The 19,190-nt window shown below is 33.8% G+C and carries 17 protein-coding genes and 1 other annotated feature; of the genes, 8 read left to right on the top strand and 9 right to left on the bottom strand.

Annotated elements, in window-relative coordinates; all coding sequences use genetic code 11:
* Nucleotides 1–69: 69 nt before the first annotated feature.
* Entirely contained in the window at nt 70–3,168 is a 3,099-nt protein-coding gene (gene ileS, locus AMD00_RS01720; protein ID WP_053415375.1) for an isoleucine--tRNA ligase, read from the bottom strand.
* Between the two features lie 54 nt (nt 3,169–3,222).
* Nucleotides 3,223–3,462: a binding site (T-box leader), on the bottom strand.
* Nucleotides 3,463–4,075: 613 nt separating this feature from the next.
* On the opposite strand from ileS, the gene AMD00_RS01715 reads away from it, so the two are divergent.
* Nucleotides 4,076–4,312: a DUF3977 family protein gene (locus AMD00_RS01715; protein ID WP_053415374.1), complete on the top strand. Its 237-nt coding sequence runs from the start codon at nt 4,076–4,078 to the stop codon at nt 4,310–4,312.
* A 585-nt stretch (nt 4,313–4,897) separates the two neighbouring features.
* Here the strand turns inward: AMD00_RS01715 and AMD00_RS01710 are convergent.
* Complete coding sequence (locus tag AMD00_RS01710) at nt 4,898–5,761, bottom strand: S16 family serine protease (protein ID WP_053415373.1); 864 nt, start codon at nt 5,759–5,761, stop codon at nt 4,898–4,900.
* A gap of 278 nt (nt 5,762–6,039) precedes the next feature.
* On the opposite strand from AMD00_RS01710, the gene AMD00_RS01705 reads away from it, so the two are divergent.
* Both AMD00_RS01705 and AMD00_RS01700 read left to right on the top strand, forming a co-directional pair.
* Nucleotides 6,040–6,459: a permease prefix domain 1-containing protein gene (locus AMD00_RS01705; protein WP_053415372.1), complete on the top strand. Its 420-nt coding sequence runs from the start codon at nt 6,040–6,042 to the stop codon at nt 6,457–6,459.
* 461 nt (nt 6,460–6,920) lie between these two features.
* Nucleotides 6,921–7,970 (top strand): hypothetical protein, encoded by a 1,050-nt coding sequence (locus tag AMD00_RS01700; protein ID WP_053415371.1) that lies wholly within the window; start codon nt 6,921–6,923, stop codon nt 7,968–7,970.
* A 209-nt stretch (nt 7,971–8,179) separates the two neighbouring features.
* On the opposite strand, the gene AMD00_RS01695 is transcribed toward AMD00_RS01700, so the two are convergent.
* The 3 genes from AMD00_RS01695 to AMD00_RS23395 form a co-directional block, all read right to left on the bottom strand.
* Complete coding sequence (locus AMD00_RS01695; RefSeq protein WP_053415370.1) at nt 8,180–8,665, bottom strand: general stress protein; 486 nt, start codon at nt 8,663–8,665, stop codon at nt 8,180–8,182.
* Between the two features lie 200 nt (nt 8,666–8,865).
* Nucleotides 8,866–9,009, bottom strand: a complete 144-nt coding sequence (locus AMD00_RS22665; protein WP_083446067.1) for a YjcZ family sporulation protein — start codon at nt 9,007–9,009, stop codon at nt 8,866–8,868.
* Between the two features lie 327 nt (nt 9,010–9,336).
* On the bottom strand, nt 9,337–9,564 hold the full coding sequence (locus AMD00_RS23395) for a hypothetical protein (RefSeq protein WP_083446171.1): 228 nt from the start codon (nt 9,562–9,564) through the stop codon (nt 9,337–9,339).
* A 360-nt stretch (nt 9,565–9,924) separates the two neighbouring features.
* Between AMD00_RS23395 and AMD00_RS01690 the strand changes: the two genes are divergently transcribed.
* From AMD00_RS01690 to AMD00_RS01675, 4 genes are all read left to right on the top strand, one after another.
* Entirely contained in the window at nt 9,925–11,328 is a 1,404-nt protein-coding gene (locus tag AMD00_RS01690; protein WP_053415369.1) for an HD domain-containing protein, read from the top strand.
* Between the two features lie 205 nt (nt 11,329–11,533).
* Nucleotides 11,534–12,463 carry an LCP family glycopolymer transferase gene (locus AMD00_RS01685; RefSeq protein ID WP_281173018.1) on the top strand — a complete coding sequence of 310 codons (930 nt, stop codon included), beginning with the start codon at nt 11,534–11,536 and terminating at the stop codon, nt 12,461–12,463.
* Nucleotides 12,464–12,663: 200 nt separating this feature from the next.
* Nucleotides 12,664–13,194: a hypothetical protein gene (locus AMD00_RS01680; RefSeq protein ID WP_053415367.1), complete on the top strand. Its 531-nt coding sequence runs from the start codon at nt 12,664–12,666 to the stop codon at nt 13,192–13,194.
* A gap of 132 nt (nt 13,195–13,326) precedes the next feature.
* Nucleotides 13,327–14,022, top strand: a complete 696-nt coding sequence (locus tag AMD00_RS01675) for an alpha/beta fold hydrolase (protein ID WP_407701114.1) — start codon at nt 13,327–13,329, stop codon at nt 14,020–14,022.
* A gap of 776 nt (nt 14,023–14,798) precedes the next feature.
* On the opposite strand, the gene AMD00_RS01670 is transcribed toward AMD00_RS01675, so the two are convergent.
* Together AMD00_RS01670 and AMD00_RS01665 are read right to left on the bottom strand one after the other, a co-directional pair.
* Nucleotides 14,799–15,170 carry a hypothetical protein gene (locus AMD00_RS01670; protein WP_053415365.1) on the bottom strand — a complete coding sequence of 124 codons (372 nt, stop codon included), beginning with the start codon at nt 15,168–15,170 and terminating at the stop codon, nt 14,799–14,801.
* Nucleotides 15,171–15,547: 377 nt separating this feature from the next.
* A complete protein-coding gene (locus AMD00_RS01665) occupies nt 15,548–16,291 on the bottom strand; it encodes a class I SAM-dependent methyltransferase (protein WP_053415364.1) in 744 nt (247 codons plus the stop codon).
* A gap of 409 nt (nt 16,292–16,700) precedes the next feature.
* Here AMD00_RS01665 and AMD00_RS01660 point away from each other — a divergent pair, with 409 nt between their 5' ends.
* The gene (locus tag AMD00_RS01660; RefSeq protein WP_053415363.1) at nt 16,701–17,123 is read left to right on the top strand and encodes an NUDIX hydrolase; all 423 of its coding nucleotides are present in this window, start codon (nt 16,701–16,703) and stop codon (nt 17,121–17,123) included.
* A 177-nt stretch (nt 17,124–17,300) separates the two neighbouring features.
* Here AMD00_RS01660 and AMD00_RS01655 read toward each other — a convergent pair whose 3' ends face one another.
* Together AMD00_RS01655 and AMD00_RS01650 are read right to left on the bottom strand one after the other, a co-directional pair.
* The gene (locus tag AMD00_RS01655; protein WP_053415362.1) at nt 17,301–18,404 is read right to left on the bottom strand and encodes an ABC transporter substrate-binding protein; all 1,104 of its coding nucleotides are present in this window, start codon (nt 18,402–18,404) and stop codon (nt 17,301–17,303) included.
* Nucleotides 18,405–18,424: 20 nt separating this feature from the next.
* Nucleotides 18,425–19,171 carry an ABC transporter ATP-binding protein gene (locus tag AMD00_RS01650; RefSeq protein ID WP_053416747.1) on the bottom strand — a complete coding sequence of 249 codons (747 nt, stop codon included), beginning with the start codon at nt 19,169–19,171 and terminating at the stop codon, nt 18,425–18,427.
* Between the last annotated feature and the right edge of the window lie 19 nt (nt 19,172–19,190).

Raw genomic sequence — 19,190 nt, 5'->3', positions numbered from 1 at the left:
CAAGTCGATATCGACTTAATGGACAGCCCCTTTTTAGTGCTGTTTACATTATTGTTATTGAAATCATTATTATTTGTAACGCATTGCAACTTTCACAAGTTCTGCACCTAATTGCACATCAATAGGTTGCTCATTATCTTCTAATACATTAAACGTGATGTCATTTACTAGTAAATTTTCTCTCATTAAATCTTCAAAACGAAGGATCATTTCTTTTACATCAGTACTTGCAACAATGTTTAGAGAAACATACATCTCGACTGGTAAATCTAATTTCTTTCTTGTGTCTTGAATTGTACGAATAAGCTCTCTTATTTGTCCTTCTTCAATTAATACAGCCGTTAATTGTACATCTAGCAATACTTTTAATTGCTGATCGCCAGCTAGCTCAAAACCAGGTGTTACAGCAGATTCTACAAGAATATGTTCGGATTTTAAAGTATAGCTGTCTTCATTTACATTAATCTGTACTTCGCCTTGAGAAAGAATTGTTTGTTTCTCTTCTTCCGGCATACTTTCAACATATTGCTTAACGGAGTTGACCGCTTTACCAAATGCAGCACCAGCCGTTTTGAAATTCAATTTAAAGTTAGCTGATTCATATTTCGAGATATCATTAGCAAATGTGACGGTTTTGACGTTTAATTCATCTTTTATGATATTTGTATATGCATCTAATGAACTCGCGTCTTCATTTTGCCAAACGATGATTTGTTGAAGCGGCTGCTTTGTTTTTAATGAAGTACTATTACGAATACTTCTTCCGAATTCCACTATTTTCAAGATGGTTGCCATATCTTTTTCTAACTCCGGATTAATAACTGCTTCATCCGCTTTTGGATAGTCTTGTAGGTGTACGCTATTGTTGTGTAGTTTTAAATGAATATCCTCTGCGATATAAGGTACAAAAGGTGCTAGTAAGCGGCTAATTGTACTTAAAGTCTCAAATAGGGTAGAGTATGCTGCTTTTTTGTCTTCTGATAGACCAGAAGCCCAGAAACGATTTCTAGAACGTCTTACATACCAATTACTCACTTCATCAACTAACGCTGCAATCTCTCTTGTCGCAGCTGTAAATTGGAACTCATCCATATACTCTGCTACAACTTTGATTGTATTATGCAAACGAGATAGCATCCATTGATCTAAGATTGTTTTCTTGCCTGTGTGATTTGCATCATATTCAAAACCATCAATTTTCGCATACATCGCATAAAATTTATACGTATTATCTAACGTATCAACTAGTTTTGATTTTGCATCTTGCACAGTCTTTTTCGAGAATCGTTTAGGATTCCAAGGCGAACTATCGATCAAGAATGCCCAACGTAGAGCATCAGCACCATATTCTTGAATCAATTCAACTGGATCTAGCGCGTTACCTTTACTCTTCGACATTTTCTGGCCGTTCTCATCTAATACATGACCTAATGATAAGACGTTCTTATATGGTGCCTGACCAGTAAATAGTGTAGAGACTGCTAATAGGCTATAGAAGAAGCCACGTGTTTGGTCAATTCCTTCAATGATGACATCTGCAGGGAATTGTTTATTAAATTTCTCCTTGTTATCGAATGGATAGTGGTGTTGTGCAAATGGCATTGAACCGCTGTCAAACCAAACGTCAATAACTTCTGGCGTTCTTTCCATCTGTCCATGACATTTAGGGCAAGCGCATTGGACATCATCAATATATGGTTTGTGAAGCTCTATACCATCATCCAAATTAGTTGTAGCGATTTCTTTTAATTCATCGATGCTACCAGGTGCTACTTCATAGCCACAAACATCACAGATCCATACATTTAATGGGGTACCCCAGTAGCGGTTTCGGCTAATATTCCAATCCACTAGGTTTTCAAGGAAGTTTCCGAAACGCCCGTTTTTGATGTGCTCAGGATACCAAGTGACGGTTTCGTTATTCGCAAGCATTTGGTCTTTTAGTGACGACATATTGATAAACCAGCTATCTGTCGCATAGTAAAGAAGCGGGGAATCACAGCGCCAGCAGTGTGGGTAGCTATGCTCATACTTTTCTTTGCTAAATAGCAGACCTTTTTCAGATAGCATTTTAATAATATCTACATCACAGTCTTTTACAAATTTACCTTCAAGATCAACTATCTCTTCTGTGTAACGACCTTGCAAGTTAACCACATTCACAAAAGATAAGCCATTTTGTTGAATTGTTTTATAGTCATCTTCACCGTAAGCAGGTGCGATATGAACGATACCGGTACCACTGCTCTCCGTTACGTATTCAGCTAAGACAACGATATGCCCTTTTTCGACTGTTACATAATTGAATGCTGGTAAATAACGTACGCCTTCAAATTCATGTCCTTTGTGCTCACTTAGAACTTCAACATCTCCACCTAGTACTTTTTCAACTAATGATTTAGCAACAATGAAGATCTCTGATTCTTTTTGAACTCTTACATACGTTAGCTCTGAATTCATAGCAAGTGCTACGTTAGCAGGTAAAGTCCAAGGCGTTGTCGTCCAACCTAAGATGAATTCATTTTCTTTATCAGCTAATTTGAATTTCACAGTAGCAGATAAATCTTTTACATCTTTATAACCTTGTGCGACCTCATGAGAACTTAATGATGTTTGGCAGCTAGGGCAGTATGGTGATACACGATGTCCTTTATATAACAAATTGTCTTTATGCACTTTACCCAAGATGTTCCATACACTTTCGATATAGTCATTGCTTAATGTCATATAGGGATCATCCATATCAACCCAATAACCTAATTCTTCGGTAAATGAACGCCATTTCTTCTCGTAAGTGAAGACACTTTCCTTACATTTGTTGATAAATGGCTCAATACCATAACGTTCAATCTCTTGTTTACCTGAAATACCTAGTTGCTTTTCAACACCAAGTTCTACAGGAAGACCGTGTGTATCCCAGCCTGCTTTTCTCTCTACTTGGAATCCTTGCATCGTTTTATAACGTGCCACAACGTCTTTAATCGTTCTGCCAAATGCATGGCCTACATGAGGTAGCCCGTTTGCAGTTGGTGGACCTTCATAAAAAACAAACGGTGTGCGTCCTTCTCTTGCATCAACAGAAGCTTGAAAAGTATCTTGTTCTGTCCACAGGTTACGAATGCGTTGCTCACGCTGTACTGTATTTTCTTTACCTTCATTCGAATTCATTGATATCGCTCCAATACTAAATTATATAAAAACATACAAAAAACCCCGTCCCAAGTAAGGGACGGGGTTAACCGCGATACCACCCTAATTCTATTGAAAACCGCTCAATAGCACTCAGCAACGTACAATCATACGTGTTCCTTTTAACGGCGGACACCCGGATAGACCTACTAAATCTTCAGACTATCTTCTCAGAGAGGATCTTCACATTACACTTAAACACTGACTTGCACCGATCTGTCAGCTCTCTAGGGAATAAGATGTAAAGCTACTCTTTCTCATCAACGAATTTGTATGCTTTTATTGAGAATTATCGTAACAGAACAGAAAAAAATTGTCAAATAATTAATGTAAGTATCTTCATTTTAAAAAGAATGAAAGAAAGTGAAGGATGGTACTAATTTATAGGTGTAGAAAATTAGGCATTTAGAGTTTAGAGAATGTAGATATTTAATAATTCAAAAATGAACGGACGTTTTGTAGAATGGGACAACTGAAAATAGTGTAATGCGAAAAGGATATTATATATTCGAAATAATCTATAAATAAATCACTGAATGTAGTAGAAAGATTGAATTCACTATAGCGTTTTAGAACACAAAGATACACAAATCTATTTTTCGCGAACTCTCACAGCAACTATAATTAGTAGTTAAACACATTATAACCATTGATACATAAGGGTTTATAGATAGTTTTTTACTTGAATTTTTATTGCGAAAATCACTCGTTTTCGGACGAATAAAGGAAAATTAAAGTGGTTTTTAGTGGTTTTTGTAATTTGGTGAATTCAATTTTAAATTTTGATATGTTACTATTATTTTTACCAATCTATTTTTTGTCCGATTGTAAGACTATAAATAACATTTACATTAAGGGATTAATAAAAGTGAAGCGGTGATCAAAAATGAAATTTATTGAAATAGGAATTGGTAATACGTGGATTGTTAGAACAGAGACAGAATTAGAGGATGGTTCTGAATTTGAAGAACGGGGGATAAAAGGACCGATAATTTTTGAATCGTTCTATCTTCGAATTTGGATATTTAAAACGGTAGTAATCATAGATTCAAAGGAAGGTATAAAAAAGATGAAAAAGAAGCGAAACTCCCTTAAGTTACTATTGGGTATTCAAAGTAAATAATATAAAGTCGGAAACTCCGCATATAAGTAATCTAAATCTGTGTTACAGTCGTTTACGAAGTTCTTTTAGCTCGTCACCTATTTTTTTATTTCTTCCGTTTGCTCTAGAACATTATTATTTAATCTCCTTACAGCTTCAAATACAGCAAAAACTGCACAAATAATCACAACCCCGATAACTTCCATTTGGCACCTTCTTTCCAATTACATAATATTATTTACCGTATCTTAATTGTATTATAATGTAAATATTATCTAGATTATAAATAGGATAGTAAGAGAATAGATACAAATTAATTAATTGATTTATTAGTTTTAACATTTAAGAGGTGATAATGGAATGAAAAGAAATACATTTATTTGGATAATAATCATATTAATTTTGATAGTAGTTTTACCCCTATTAAATTGGTTTTTATTAGACATTCAACCATAAGCAGCATGGTAACAAAGATGTTCATTTGAATTAGTTTTATAGATTCGTCATGCTAATCTAGAACATTCTCAGCTTAATTATTGTAGTCTTATACATAAGGCACTCTACATTGTTTATAAGTAGTAATGTAGAGTGCCTTAATTATATTGTTCATTTACTTTTACCGTTTAATTCATTAATCAGTAGAACCGCTTCATCTATTTGTGCGACATCAAGAATTTTTATGTTTACGTGTAGTTTCTTTTGTATTTCCAAAGCTTCTTTTCTATTTGCACTTGGAATGACCATCAATGAAAATCCTGCTTTCTCAGCAATTTGCATTTTTTCTTTTAAAATCCCAATTGGTAATACGTCTCCCGTTTCGCTTATTGCTCCTGTAACAGCGATCTTCAAATCATTTTGCAAATCGCCTCTCATAACAAGTCCAGTCAACGCTAAACCTAATCCAGCACTACTTCCCTCAATAGTATCGCTATTTAAAAATTCGTTAATCCGTCCATCTTCCTGTCCTAAAAATTGCTTCACGTTATCTCTCATTTGATCTATGTCACTTTTTCCAAGATGGAACCATTTCAATAATTGCCGGTTCTTGCTTCCATATCGATCCGAATTGGTGATTTTAGTAATATTTAGATAGTCCATTTGTTGTTTGTTTAAAAGGTCTATAACAGCCTTTTTGTTTTCAGTGAATTGGAAATTAACTCTATTTACTCCTAATAAATAGATCCCTGAATCTTTGTATATTTCTAAAGGATCAGTATATCTATATGCAGCGTGTGTGTAAGCATCATAAAATAAGAGTGGCAGTTCGTAACAAAATAATAGGGCCATCAATGATGTACTTAATATTACTTTTCGTTTGATAGCACGATTTTTCCAATACACAATAAGGACAATCGATAAAGTAATTAAGCTAACTAATAAAATAACAACAAAAGAAACGCCACTGATAACATCTTGAAAATACAAAAATAAAAATATGTAATAATAAATCATCGTAATAATTACAGCCACTATATAAGGTAAACTCCTTTTGAGCTTAAAGATAATTCCTTCACTCCTCACATTAGTGCCAGTATATTTTATACTTCTAGAAAAATGCTAAAACCCCTTTATTTTAAGAATTATCTATTTTCTAATTTACATAAAAACATCGTTTATACAGCGTAGATTAACGCTTTATAGACGGTGTTTTTTACCTATTGAGCCATTATTGCGAATGGCTTCAATTATAAAAGTAAGAACTACTTGTACCTTAATTTAAATTATACATTGCTTTATAGGGTATAAATGTGGCTAAATTTAAATGGTCTTCACAAAAAAATAAAGAAGCTCAAGAAGAATTAATGAGCTATATGGACGATTATATTCAAGATTTGATGATAGAAGAAGGAATGTCTGAAGCAGATGCATTCGAAAAGGCTAAGGCATCGTTTGCAGTTGAAAACCCAGACAATCCTTTGCTAGATAAAAGTGCAAAATGGATGCAATATCTTGAACCAAATATAGAGGAAGCAATTGGACTATATTACGCAGCGTTTATGTTCATCGGTTTAACATTAGGTGCGTTATTAGGGGTTATATTGCAAATGGTCGTATTAAAAGAAAGTATTGGTTTATTATTCTTTATTACCACAGGTATTGGTTTAATGATGGGTCTAGCTTTTGGGATGCTAAAAAATGCGAAAATCCGATTAAACAGTACAAAATAATAATATAAAGATGAAAGAGCCTGTTTTGATATTGTCATCAAAACAGGCTCTTTCAATTATTAAGATATGTAGATAAAGTTATAGAAACAAAAAGAGGATTGTAAGTTCAATTATTTTAAGTAAAGATTGATCAGTTATAAATTTTGATTAAAACACTTAGATAGATAATACGATAATGGATTATGTAGCATCTATTACTATTTTTTGGTACTATAAAAGCTAGAATATTCAAGTGTTAATTAATGTAAAAACAGAAAATACTCATAAAAAGAGGGCGTTTTGTAATGAATGGTATGCACTTAACCCCACCTACAGACGGTGCTAATGGAAATGGTAATGGGTCTAGTAATTATTCAAAAAATGCATGCCAATACTTTACAAAATTAATACTCGACAAATTCTTCAGATAAACTATTTTAGAAAGAAATGTAATCACTAACAGACAAACTGGAGGAGTTAAAATGAACTTTAAAACATCAACAGCTCTCTTAACAACAGCTATTTTAGGTATTTCTTTACTGACTTCACCAATTGCCCCTCTTGCACAAGAGGGTGCTTCACCTGATGCATCAGTAGTAAACGTATTAGATGAGAACCCGAAAATTCCTTATGACAAGGCAATCAACAAAACAATCTACAAAGACACAGTTTTAAAGTATGACTTCGAAGTAGCGCGAGCAAAAGACGTTGTAACTATCGAAACTTTAAATGCTCCTAACTCAACGGATAGTCTAACGGTTAAAGATAAATTATCTGTTGTCATTACAGACATTACTGGTAAAGTAGTAAGCACTGAATCGTTTAATAACTTCTTAGGGGTAGAAATGTCGATTACAAATACGCACCTAGAAAAAGGTATCTATACAGTTGAAATTAAAGGGTTATCTGAAATAGATGCTACAGGTGTAGAACTAAACTTTATATTAAAAGACAACACAAAAATAAAACCTAAAATAACTGATATCGCTATTGAGAAAAAAGGTGTGCTACCTCAAGGAATTAGTAACAAAATGCAACCAATTGTAAACGACAAAAACGTAGATTACCAGGTAAGTTATAAGTACCCAGGTACTAAAACCTACAGAGTAGTCGACTATTACGCTAATGATGAATCTGTTCACGAATTCTGGTCAGAAAAAATAGGTGAGCACTCAGTGAAATTCACTATCAAGAATTCACAAGGGGTAACATCTAGTAAAACAATAAAAGTCAATGTTGTAAAGAAACAGAAACCAACAAAAGCAAAATTAAAATTAAGTAGAACAACTGCAAAGAAAGGTCAAAAAGTGACTCTTACAGTATCAGCTAAAGGTAATAATCTGTTTTATAAATCCGAATATAGAGTTAAGGATAGAAAATATCCAGTAACAATTCAAAGCTACAGCAAATATAAAACAATCGTATTCAGAGCACCACTTGAAAAAGGTACGTATACAGTGACTGCATATGTTAAACAAGACAATGGTACGGAAGTAACAAAAACACAAAAAGTCATCTTAAAAGTAAAATAACAAGGGGTAACAATCAAGGGAGTAGGTACTTTCTACTCCCTTTTGCCTGTATAAAAAACCCTGAACTTTTACTGACGTTATACCCCATATTGACTATGCAAGTGTAACGGAAATTCTAAAACTAACATAATGCACCAACTAGAAAAGGGGTAATTAAATGTTCACTACAGTAAATGACAATAAAGTTCATTAACTTAGACGTATGGTTATCAATATAGTCGACGCATCGATTCAATCTCAACAATTCTCTCACATCTGTCTATAGAGTCCTCTCGATCAATCATTTGTTCATCATGATGAATGGGCTCGTCTATCATCGCATCATTCTCATCGATTATTTTATCTGAATGACCTAAATCATTGAAAGGGTCTTGACCAGTGACTAAAAGAGTACCACCAGCTTCTAATATTCGTGTACAATGCGCATTTTCTTCATCAGTTAAATTCAATTTTTTTAAACCTTCCTCGATAGCGGAATCATCAGAAAACCATGATTTAAACTGGTCAACCCAATTGCCAGTAGGATGTCTTTTAATGTCTGAGTCCCATTTTAAATTCGCAAATTTGCTACTATTCTTAGTGAAAATGTGAATATCATTGCTTATAATACCACCTGATCGTAATTCTTCAATTTTATTTAAAACCGCCTGTGTACCATAGACAACCATAATCTTTTGACTTAAGTTGTTTTGCATATCAATTCCTCCTTAGATTATTATGCTCTTAAATTCATTACCCTTAATGGAAAAAGTGTAAACACAAGCCAACTAGTATCATTTATGTACATTCAAAACCTACTTGCTTCGTTTTAAAACAACAGAAAAAGACAGGTTATAAAAACCTGCCTTTTTTGGTGGATTGCGATTTTTATCCAACAGTGTCAATCATAGCTACCTTAACAGTAGCCACCGCCACCGTAACCTCCACCGTTCATGAAACTTGCACCAATAATAATTAAAAGAATAAACAGAACGATAAGTAATGCGAAGCCGCCGCCATTGTTGCGACGTTCTTCGAAGCCGCCGTTTTCCATACCCATACTGTACACCTCCCATACGTCTAATAGTTCATTCTATGTCAATATTGAAAGTGTGTTTGGGTTCAATGATTTAGTTTTATGAAATTATTTTAAAAATTAACGGATAGATGTTTTATAAACCAATTGTTTAAGTTAACTTCCTTATAGAGGACTAGCTGGGAACAGGTTCTTTATGATCTTATTTATGCTACAGGCTACTTTCACCCTATAGAAGAATCGGACAATATTCACGTTGTGTAAAAACCCCTAAAATCAAATGGTTCTTTGCAATTGATTGTTTAAAAAGTTTGTTTTCTCAAAATCGTTATTTTAGTAAGGTAAAAGGGATTAAACCAATTTTATTCCATATTCAATAAGTAGAAAACTGGCTAACCATAAAAATATTGCTATTCGAATTATCACGTACATTGCAAATTCAAAAGAAGAAAGTTTTCTTTCTCGCTTTATTTTTTTCAGAAGCCGTACAGAAAAAATTGAACATAAAAGTAGGATTGCTATAGATATTTCATATATGTTTTCTAAAAGTCTTACATTTTCTACTAGGCTTTTCAGAATAATCATCCTTTCATATAGAAGATATGGGCTGTTTAGTTTGATTATACAAACTTGTTTAGTTGTATAGCCGATTGATTATAGAAATATTCCTTTGTAACTGATTTCTGCATATACGCATCTTCAAATACTAACTCCTCATTGATAAACCCTAGTCAGCATTTTTAAGAAACAACAATATACATAAAGAGCCATTACAAACAACGTCCAAATTGTAAGCTAATTGCTTTCTAATGGGGACATGTATCAAGGGGTAATAATTCTTTTGCTACACCAATGGTTTTGTATCTAAAACCTATTGCCATAACTTTTGTTGGAAAATTAACCCTTAATGTTATAATTATCTAAAAACGGGGTGATTCCATGATAGATGATTTAAAAGCGCGTTTGATTCAGATGAGCGATTATCTTTCGCGAAGTGAAATAAAACTTTTAGAAAAAGTTATTACTTTTGCAGATAAGGCACATCATGGACAAAAAAGGGCTACAGGAGAGCCATATATCACCCATCCGGTAGCGGTTTGCGAAATACTGTTAGAATATAAGGCGGATATCACCTCATTAATTTCAGCATTACTTCATGACGTAGTGGAAGATACGGATATAACTATCCGTGAAATACAACTTAAATTTGGTAAACAAGTATCTACAATCGTAGAGGGCTTAACCAAAGTAGAGAAAGGTTTACTCGAAAAAGAAGAATACAGTGCCATCAATACAGAAAAATTGCTGACTGCTTCCATTATTGATATTAGAGTTGCTGTAATTAAGATTGCGGATCGATTGCATAATATGAGGACTCTTTCAATAAAAAAAATTGAAAAGAAAATTCCATATGCAAATGAAACAATCATCTTTTTTGCTCCACTTGCTGAGCGACTAGGGTTATACAGAATTCAAGAGGAGTTGGAGGCATTATCATTCAGTTATTTGAATCCACCGAAGTCAAATACAGTTCAAAAGTTAATAAACAATTATGCGGATAAATTTGCGGATCTTTTTTTTAAGTGCTCTGCTGAAGTACAAAGGGTAGGGGGTTCTCTAATTATCGGTTTGGATTGGGGTAAGGAACCTTTATACAGATCTTATTGCCTTTTACTAGAAGAACATGCTTTATCTGATTTATTCTCAATAAAAGTTATAACAAATTCACCTCTGAATTGTTATACTGCACTTGGAATAATACATAATCTATATACACCAATAGAAAATCAATTAATGGATAATATTGCAATAGCGAAAAGCCCATTTTTAAAACAACTAAAGACCAAAGTACATGTCGACAATATCGAAGTAAACTTTATTATTAAGAGTGAGTATGATAAAAAACTAAATGATACCGGGGTATTTGCATTATTAAAAGATGATTTAACAAGTAGTGAAATAACGACTTTAAGTAGAAATTTGTTAGGGGATGCTATACACACAGTAAAATCTATTTCAAATTCCTCAATCGAATTTTATGATTTAATAGCTTTCGAATTGCTTCAAAGGGTTATTACTCTCTATACACCTAAAATGGATGTCGTCTCCTTGCCTAAAGGCTCCACAGTTATTGATTTCGCATTTACATTAAATTCTCAAATAGCTAAATGTATGTCTGCTGCATTGGTAAATGGCAAACTGAAGCCAATACATCATGTACTTAATGATATGGAAATTGTAGAAATACTTACTACAAATAAAGAGATGGTTAAAGCTGATTGGTTGGTTCATGCTCAAACTTCTAAAGCAATTAAAGCAATTAATGATTTATTAAATATATAATTAAATAGGGTTAATTTCATGGAGTTGCTGAAGCAGCTCTTTTTTGTTGACCTTTCAAGAAAAATTTTTATAATATTCTTTGGCAACCATTTAAACAATTCTATCGTTATATGTATTAGATTTCATGATTTTCATTTAAATCATGATATTTAAGGAAGATTACAATTATAAAATAACTTACTTATATATCAGAAAGATTAGGAGAATGATGATGGAAGATAAAAAGTGGTTTAAACAGAAGAAATACCAAATTACACTTGGTATTGTACTGTTATTAGTTTTCGGGGTAGGCGGCTATGCATTTAGCCTATATAATTCTTTCAATTCCGCTCTTGATAACATACATGAGCCTATAAATAAAACAGATAAAAGAGAAAATGATATATCTATTAAAAAACAAGATCCTTTCTCTGTATTATTGTTAGGTGTAGATGAGAGAGCTAACGATTCAGGTAGATCAGATACTATGATTGTCATGACAGTCAATCCAAAAGAAGAATCGGTCAAAATGTTAAGTATTCCTCGAGACACAAAGACTGAAATCGTAGGGAACGGAACAGTAGAGAAAATTAATCATGCTTATGCTCGTGGTGGAGCAGAGATGGCCATTGCAACAGTCGAAAACTTTTTAGATATGCCAATTGATTATTATGTGAAAGTAAACATGGAAGGCTTTAAAGATATAATTGATACGTTAAATGGTGTCACAGTTGTAAATGATATGGATTTAACATACAAAAACTATCACTTCCCGAAAGGCGAGATTGAGCTTAATGGTAAAGAAGCGCTAATATTTTCTCGTATTCGTTATGAAGATCCTCGAGGAGACTTTGGTCGTCAGATTAGACAAAAGCAACTCATTCAAGCAGTTTTAGACAAAGGCACAAATTTATCATCGTTATTAAAAATAGATGATATCCTTGGTAACTTGGGTGATAACATTAAAACGAATTTCACGTTGACAGAAATGTTAAATATTCAGAAACAATATAAATCATTGAATAAAAGTATTGAACAAATTCAATTTGAAAAAGGCAATGGAGGAAAAGAAGCAGGGGTATGGTACTATTACCCTGATGCAAATGAGCTAAGTGAAATTAAACAAACGTTAAAGAGTCATCTTTTATTAAAATAGAACCTATGTATTAAAATCCCGTATCCTTTGTGGAATACGGGATTTTTTTATTCTATTCTATATCGAAATAAATCTGAAAATACATAAGTAACTTTAGAAAAAGGTCATAACGCCATTTAAAAAACTGTATAAATTAATAAGCAAATTTTTTATTAAAACGCTGAAGATTGTCAAAATGTAAAAAATGAGGGGGAATTCACATGGGATTTGTTAGAGACTACGCAATGTACATGGCGATTTTCGGTGTGTTTGGATCAAGCTGGTTTGGCTGGGCACAAGAAAAGCCGAGAGAAAGCTGGCGAAAATATCTAGGCATTGCTTCTGTATTTTCGCTTTTAGTTGGCTTAGTTGGCATTTATTTAAGCGTGACAAATTGGCATGAACGAAGTGTATTGTCGGAAGCGGGTGTATTCAAGAATTATTTAATCTTCGTATACGTTGAATTCTTCGTAGCAGGGATCGGTGCTTTCTTATTAATTAAAAAGAAAAGAAAAGACTATGTGTCTCCTTGGGTTGCCTTTATCGTCGGCATACATTTTATCTGGTTAAAAAGCATCTTCCAAGACTCCAGTTTATATCTCTTAGCAATTTTGCTCGTCGCAGTCTCAGTCATCTCAGTATTTCTTTCTAAAAAGCTTAACGTAGTCAATAGCGCTATTACCGGTATCGGAGCGGGTATAGTACTGTTTTGCTTTGCAATATTAGGATTCATCCGTTTTATATTGGCTTAATAAATAGAAAAAACTTATCAATTTCAGCTGGCTACATTTCAAAATAAAAGGGAACATTCAAATAACTGAAATATAGACGTATGTGTAATAAATAAATCGGTTTTTAAATGACAAAATCACCCCTAGGAGATGATGAAATTGGAAATACAGGTGAAACAAATTGATTTAAATGGACTTACTTTTCAATATCGTGAGATTGGGGAATCTTCTTCACCACCACTTGTTGCACTTCATGCGCTGGGAAAAAATTCAGAATCATGGGATCAAGTTGCTGCAGTATTAGGAGAGAATTACCGCGTTTTAGCTTTAGATCAACGTGGGCACGGTGGGAGTGCGAGAACGAGTACATACACTTTTGAACTGATGTGCGAGGACTTGCTTCATTTTGCCAATGCTTTGAGTTTAGAACGTTTTACGCTACTAGGTCATTCTATGGGGGGAACAGTATCCTATCTGTTTGCAGAGAAATTTCCGTCAAGGATAGAAAAGTTGATTGTTGAAGATACTCCTCCGCCCTTTCCGGATAAGCAGATCGAGATACCCTCTAAACCATCTGATCATCTACCGTTTGATTGGCTAGTTGTGCCTTCTATTCTAAAACAGCTAAATGAACCAAATCCCGAATGGTGGGCGCGCCTTGCTGACATTAACCAACCTACTCTTATAATAGGTGGGGGAACCAGTCATATTCCTCATAACAAATTGCACGAAGTTTCTAAACTAATCCCGAATTGCGAATTGGTGACGATAGATGATGCCGGACACTTTGTCCATGATGATAATATACCAGTCTACTTAGCTAAGGTAAAAACTTTTCTTAATGTATGAGTTTCCGGGTGCTTTCACTGTTAACCCTGACTATTCCAATGCATTATATTCTCAAAAGACTCTGATTCACAGCTTTTTTAGTAATAACACATCAATGACAATAAAACACATGTAATCGATAAAAGTTAGTCCATGTACGATCCATTGATTCACAAAAAGACCAGATTAAATAATCAAATGCAAAATAGGCTTTATAAGCGTTTTAAAGGGCTTTATCTAAAAGGGTAGGGAAGTCCGTATTTTTATATTTAACATGCTTCTGAATACCCTAGATAGCCTTAAAAGCACAGAGGAATAAACAATGTGATGTTTGACATTTTTAAAATGAATAAAATTTTTTGTTTAGTTGTTGCTAATCTTTATAAGAAATAAGTTTACCTTGTGATGAACTTGTAGAATATTTTAAAAATAATAGTTGGATAAAAGTTTCTGAAAAATCTTAAGCAGTTTAGAAAGGAGCATATTGGGAATCAAAAGTTCAGGATATTCTTGCTGATAGAGCTAAAGTGATCCGAAATACCTCAGTGGGTTAAATGAGCGTGTGAATGTGTTAATTGATCAACCGAATGCAACCGAATGCATCAAATGTATAACTAAGTAGTCTAAATGTATCTAGGTGTAATTTTAATAAACATCAACAAAACGCCAACGCCAATTTACCATAAATTTTAAAAATATCTCACTGTTTCAAGTATACTTATGAAATGAAACGTAACTTCCTATAATGTATATTATGTTCGGGGCGTTTTGTGATTTAGAGTAAAAGTGAATTTCCATCACTCTACTCTATGTTTGTAACTCGCATTTTTCACATCATTTAGATCTATGTATTGTACGCTATATTCAATAACATCGTTTATATATACTTGATGCTGTTTCGCAAAAGCCTTCAAAGCTTCTAAAAGATCTGCATCGTATGTTGTCTTATACTGCACTCGATCAGTTGGACGAGTTGCTTTATCATAGATGATTGTATTTTGATTTAATACTGAATGTACACCTGATTCCAACAAGTAATTGACATGCGTATCATAATCATCAGCCATAACTTTTAGTTTCTCCAAAACCGCAGCACTTATATTCGTGCGAAATTTTACTCGAGCTATATCTGTTGCTTGAATCAATTTCCCATTTGATAATTTCCACATAAAAAACACCATCTCCTAGCTTATTCTTAATAAAAAGTGCCCTTTCCCCTAGTATACAAACGAATGTTCTTATGTGCAATATAAATATTCTTAATACAATACGTAGATTAATTCAAAAAAATGTATAATTCTCCGTATAAATGATGTAATTTTACACTATATAAGTTTGAATTACATTGTTTTAATGCGAAAAATGCCCTTTTTACATACATAGAACATTTGTTCTGTACGCTTAAAAAGGGCATTTTTCAGAATGAAATGATTGTTGAAAGTTACATTCACTACAAAATTCCATATACAGAATTTATATTACAAAGTATGTTCTGGCCCTAAATTCACCTGAACGGCAGATTTCGATTGCACAAAGCTTGCCATGATTAGAGAGTCACTTTTTTTGCCTTTATGATTAGAAAAGATGGTCGACTAAGTTCTTTTTGCAAGCTAGGCAATTGGATTATTGCTTCCTTAGTAGGTATCGGTTCAATTATCTTTTCTATTTGTAATTGCTTTGAGATAAGTGTATTAATAATAGTTGCAAATGTTCGATGATATTTGATGACACCATCAATATACCAATGCTGGCTTCTTTGCCCTTCTTCCTGGTAATTGTCTATAGCATAATGTAGAAGTCGTCTTTTATCATCACTAAACCAGTTATCCATCTCTTTTCTTGAAGTAACAATTGGATGTTCCATTGAAAAAATAAAAGAACCGTTTTCACACAAGACATTTGAAATTTTTGATGTTATCGCTCCGAAGTCCTCCATATAATGAACTGCAAGTGAACTATTTACGATATCAAAACTTGAAGGTGCAAAGTTGATATCCTCTATCGCTGCATGTATATATTGAATAGATTTATGTGGATTATTTTTACGTGCCATTGAAATCATATTTAAAGAGATGTCGATTCCTGTTACATGTTTTGATCCTTGTTGTATGCAATAGTTAGCGAATTCCCCCATTCCACACCCGATATCAAGAATTTTTGTATCCTTTAGTTCAGGTAACATCGCCTTCAACGTAGGCTGTTCGAGTAAGTTATTGAAATTATAACTAGATTGCCGAAGCTCCTTATAGCCATTGAAAAAGTCAGGGTGATCGTAGATATTTTGTTTCATTACATACCTCCAAATTTTGAGGCATAACGTTATGCTATTTGTGCGCCCCTTTATTTTCACATAGAAAATAAAAAAGAAATAGACTTATATTTAATATTTTGGTAATATGTAGATAGAGGCATACCTAAAATATGGAGATATTATATATACAAAACTGTCTAATTTAACTTTACACATATAGTAACCATCTAATCGCCCAAAAAGATTAGATGGTTTTTTTTATCTATAAATTATTGGTACTTATTCGTTACCTCTGTTTTCTAACACTTCTGACGACGTTACATATATGTGGAACGAAAGATAACCGCAAGATCATAGAGTATCGAGTTTTTAACTTATTCATACTCTTTAAAGGAAAAGCTTCTAGTTAGATAGAATATTATATAACGCTTAATTTGGGGGGAAGTTTATGTTTATCGTAAATGTTGAAGGGGCAATTAACAAAAATGAAAAATGGCTTTTAATAAGACGCAGCAAAAAGGAAGAACATGCTGGTGGCCAACTTTCACTAGTTGGAGGTAAAGTGGAAGTAGATGGAACATCAACTGATGTATTAGAGAAAACATTAAAAAGAGAAATCTTTGAAGAAGTTGGTATTGAGGTTTCAAACCTGAAATATGTGAATAGTTCTTTTTTTGTTACAGATTCAGGATTAAACGTAATAGATATTGTTTTTCAATGTGATCACGAGTCTGGAGAAGCATATGCTAAGTGTTTAGATGAAGTAGACGATGTTTGTTGGATGTCGACAGAGGAGATTTTACATAACTCTGAAATACCAATTTATCTAAAGGAAAACATAAAGTTAGCTGAAAAGTTAATAGCTGTTTAAGTGACTTTATTGGTGAATAACATTTAAACAAAGAAATATATGGCCGTAAAAAATAAAAAAGTGGCTTTCATCTTGTTGCGATGAAAGCCACTTTGATTTATATAGACGCCCATAACACATTAAATTCGCGCTATAGGCGGGAATCGTTGCAATTAAAACAAATCAAACACGAATAAATCAATATTCGCCAAGGATTTTGACGGCTTTCTCTGTGAGTGAAGTGTCAATTGCTTTGTCGAAGTCGAACTCCCCTTGTGTTGCCCCATTTGCTTTGTACATATCGTATTGTGCATGAATGTCATCAATACGCATTTTACCATCTGGATCAAGACCAGTTACGTATACTTTTTCCCATAACTTCGCGTCTTTTAATGCTGTATGTTTTGTCATGATGTCGATGATTTGGTCTTTGCCTTCGCCTTTGATGAACGCATCATTATAATCACGGACACCTTTTAAATAAGCCAACATAAAGCGAAGTGAAACGTCTTGTTCTTCCTTCATAAATTTAGGAGATGCTAAAACTAAGGCTATTTGTGAATCTGGCGCATAGTCAGTTGTATCTCCAAAGCGTGCTAGAATGCCTTTATCGATTCCTTGAGCAATTAATGGCTCAATACTAAGCGCAGCATCTATTGAACCGTTTTGGAGGGCTCCAAGCATGCTACCGAAGTCATTCATTAGTGTGAATTTAACATCCTTATCCGTTAACCCTGCATGTTCAAGCATTCTTTGATAGATGTAGCCATCAATCGCATTTTTTGCAGAGACTGCAATCTTTTTACCTTTAAAATCTGAGTAATCTTTAATCTTATCTTTCATATGGTTACCGATAACAAATGAGAAATAGGATTTTCCTGGTACGTTATGCCCTTTATCTGCAATAATTTTAACGTCAATCCCCTGTGCAATTGCATTAAAGAAAGAGGCTGTTGATATTCCTCCTGCAATATCTATTTCACCCGCTGCAAGTGCAGGTAACATGTCATCACTATTCGCAAATTGAGCAAATTCTACCTCAATATTATAATCCTCGAAGTAACCTTTTTCTTTAGCGATATAAAAACCTGCTCCTGATGCCGCTCCGTCCTCAGCGATAACAACTTTCGTTTTTTTACTTAAAGCAGCCAAATCGCCAGACGGATTATCTTTACTTACTTCGTTATTGTCTTTCGTCCCTGTAGTTCCCTTATTTGATGTTTCTTTATCCGAACACCCTGCAACGAACATTGCAAGGATAAGGAATGGTATAAATAAACCTAACTTGAACCATTTCCGCATGTCATGCCCCCTTTTACTGATTACTTTCTAGATTTTTGCACTTCTTCTTGCAGATGCTTCCAAATGTCCACAAAGTGTCCTGCTGTATTATGGTCCGATCTAATTTGCTCTATATTTCTCGGCCTTGGCAAATCATTTTTAATCTCTTTAATGATTCTGCCAGGTTGCGAGCTCATCAATAGAATTCGATCGCTTAGTAGCAATGCTTCATCAATACTATGCGTTATGAACAGCACCGTTTTCTTCGTTTCCTCCCATATAGACAGTAGCTCTTCTTGTAAAATGAATTTGTTTTGCTCATCAAGTGCTGCAAATGGTTCATCCATCAGTAAGATTTCTGGGTCATTGGCAAATGCACGTGCAATACTTACACGTTGCTTCATACCTCCAGAAAGTTCTTTTGGATAGAGTGTCGAAAAATTTTCTAGGCCAACTTTTTCTAAATAGTAAGATGTACGCTCTTTGATCAATTCAGATGGAAGATGTCGCATTTTCAGACCGAATGCAACGTTCTCTTCTACGGTTAGCCAAGGAATGACACCTCTCTCTTGAAAAACCATTGATTGTAGGGGCCTATTTTCTTTTCCCTCGGTAATCTTATATTCACCTACACTCGTAGTTTCAAGTCCTGCTAAAATACGTAGCAACGTTGTTTTCCCGCAACCACTTGGACCTACCAGACAAACAAATTCACCCTCTGAAATATTAAGAGAAATATGATCCAAAGCAGTGACACTACTATTTTTCTTGTAAAATACTTTCGTCATATCTTGAATTGAAATTTTA

The organism is Viridibacillus arvi (assembly GCF_001274945.1).
Lineage (GTDB): Bacteria > Bacillota > Bacilli > Bacillales_A > Planococcaceae > Viridibacillus > Viridibacillus arvi.
Note: the sequence above shows the minus strand (reverse complement) of the source record. Positions and strands in the feature narration are given on the sequence as shown.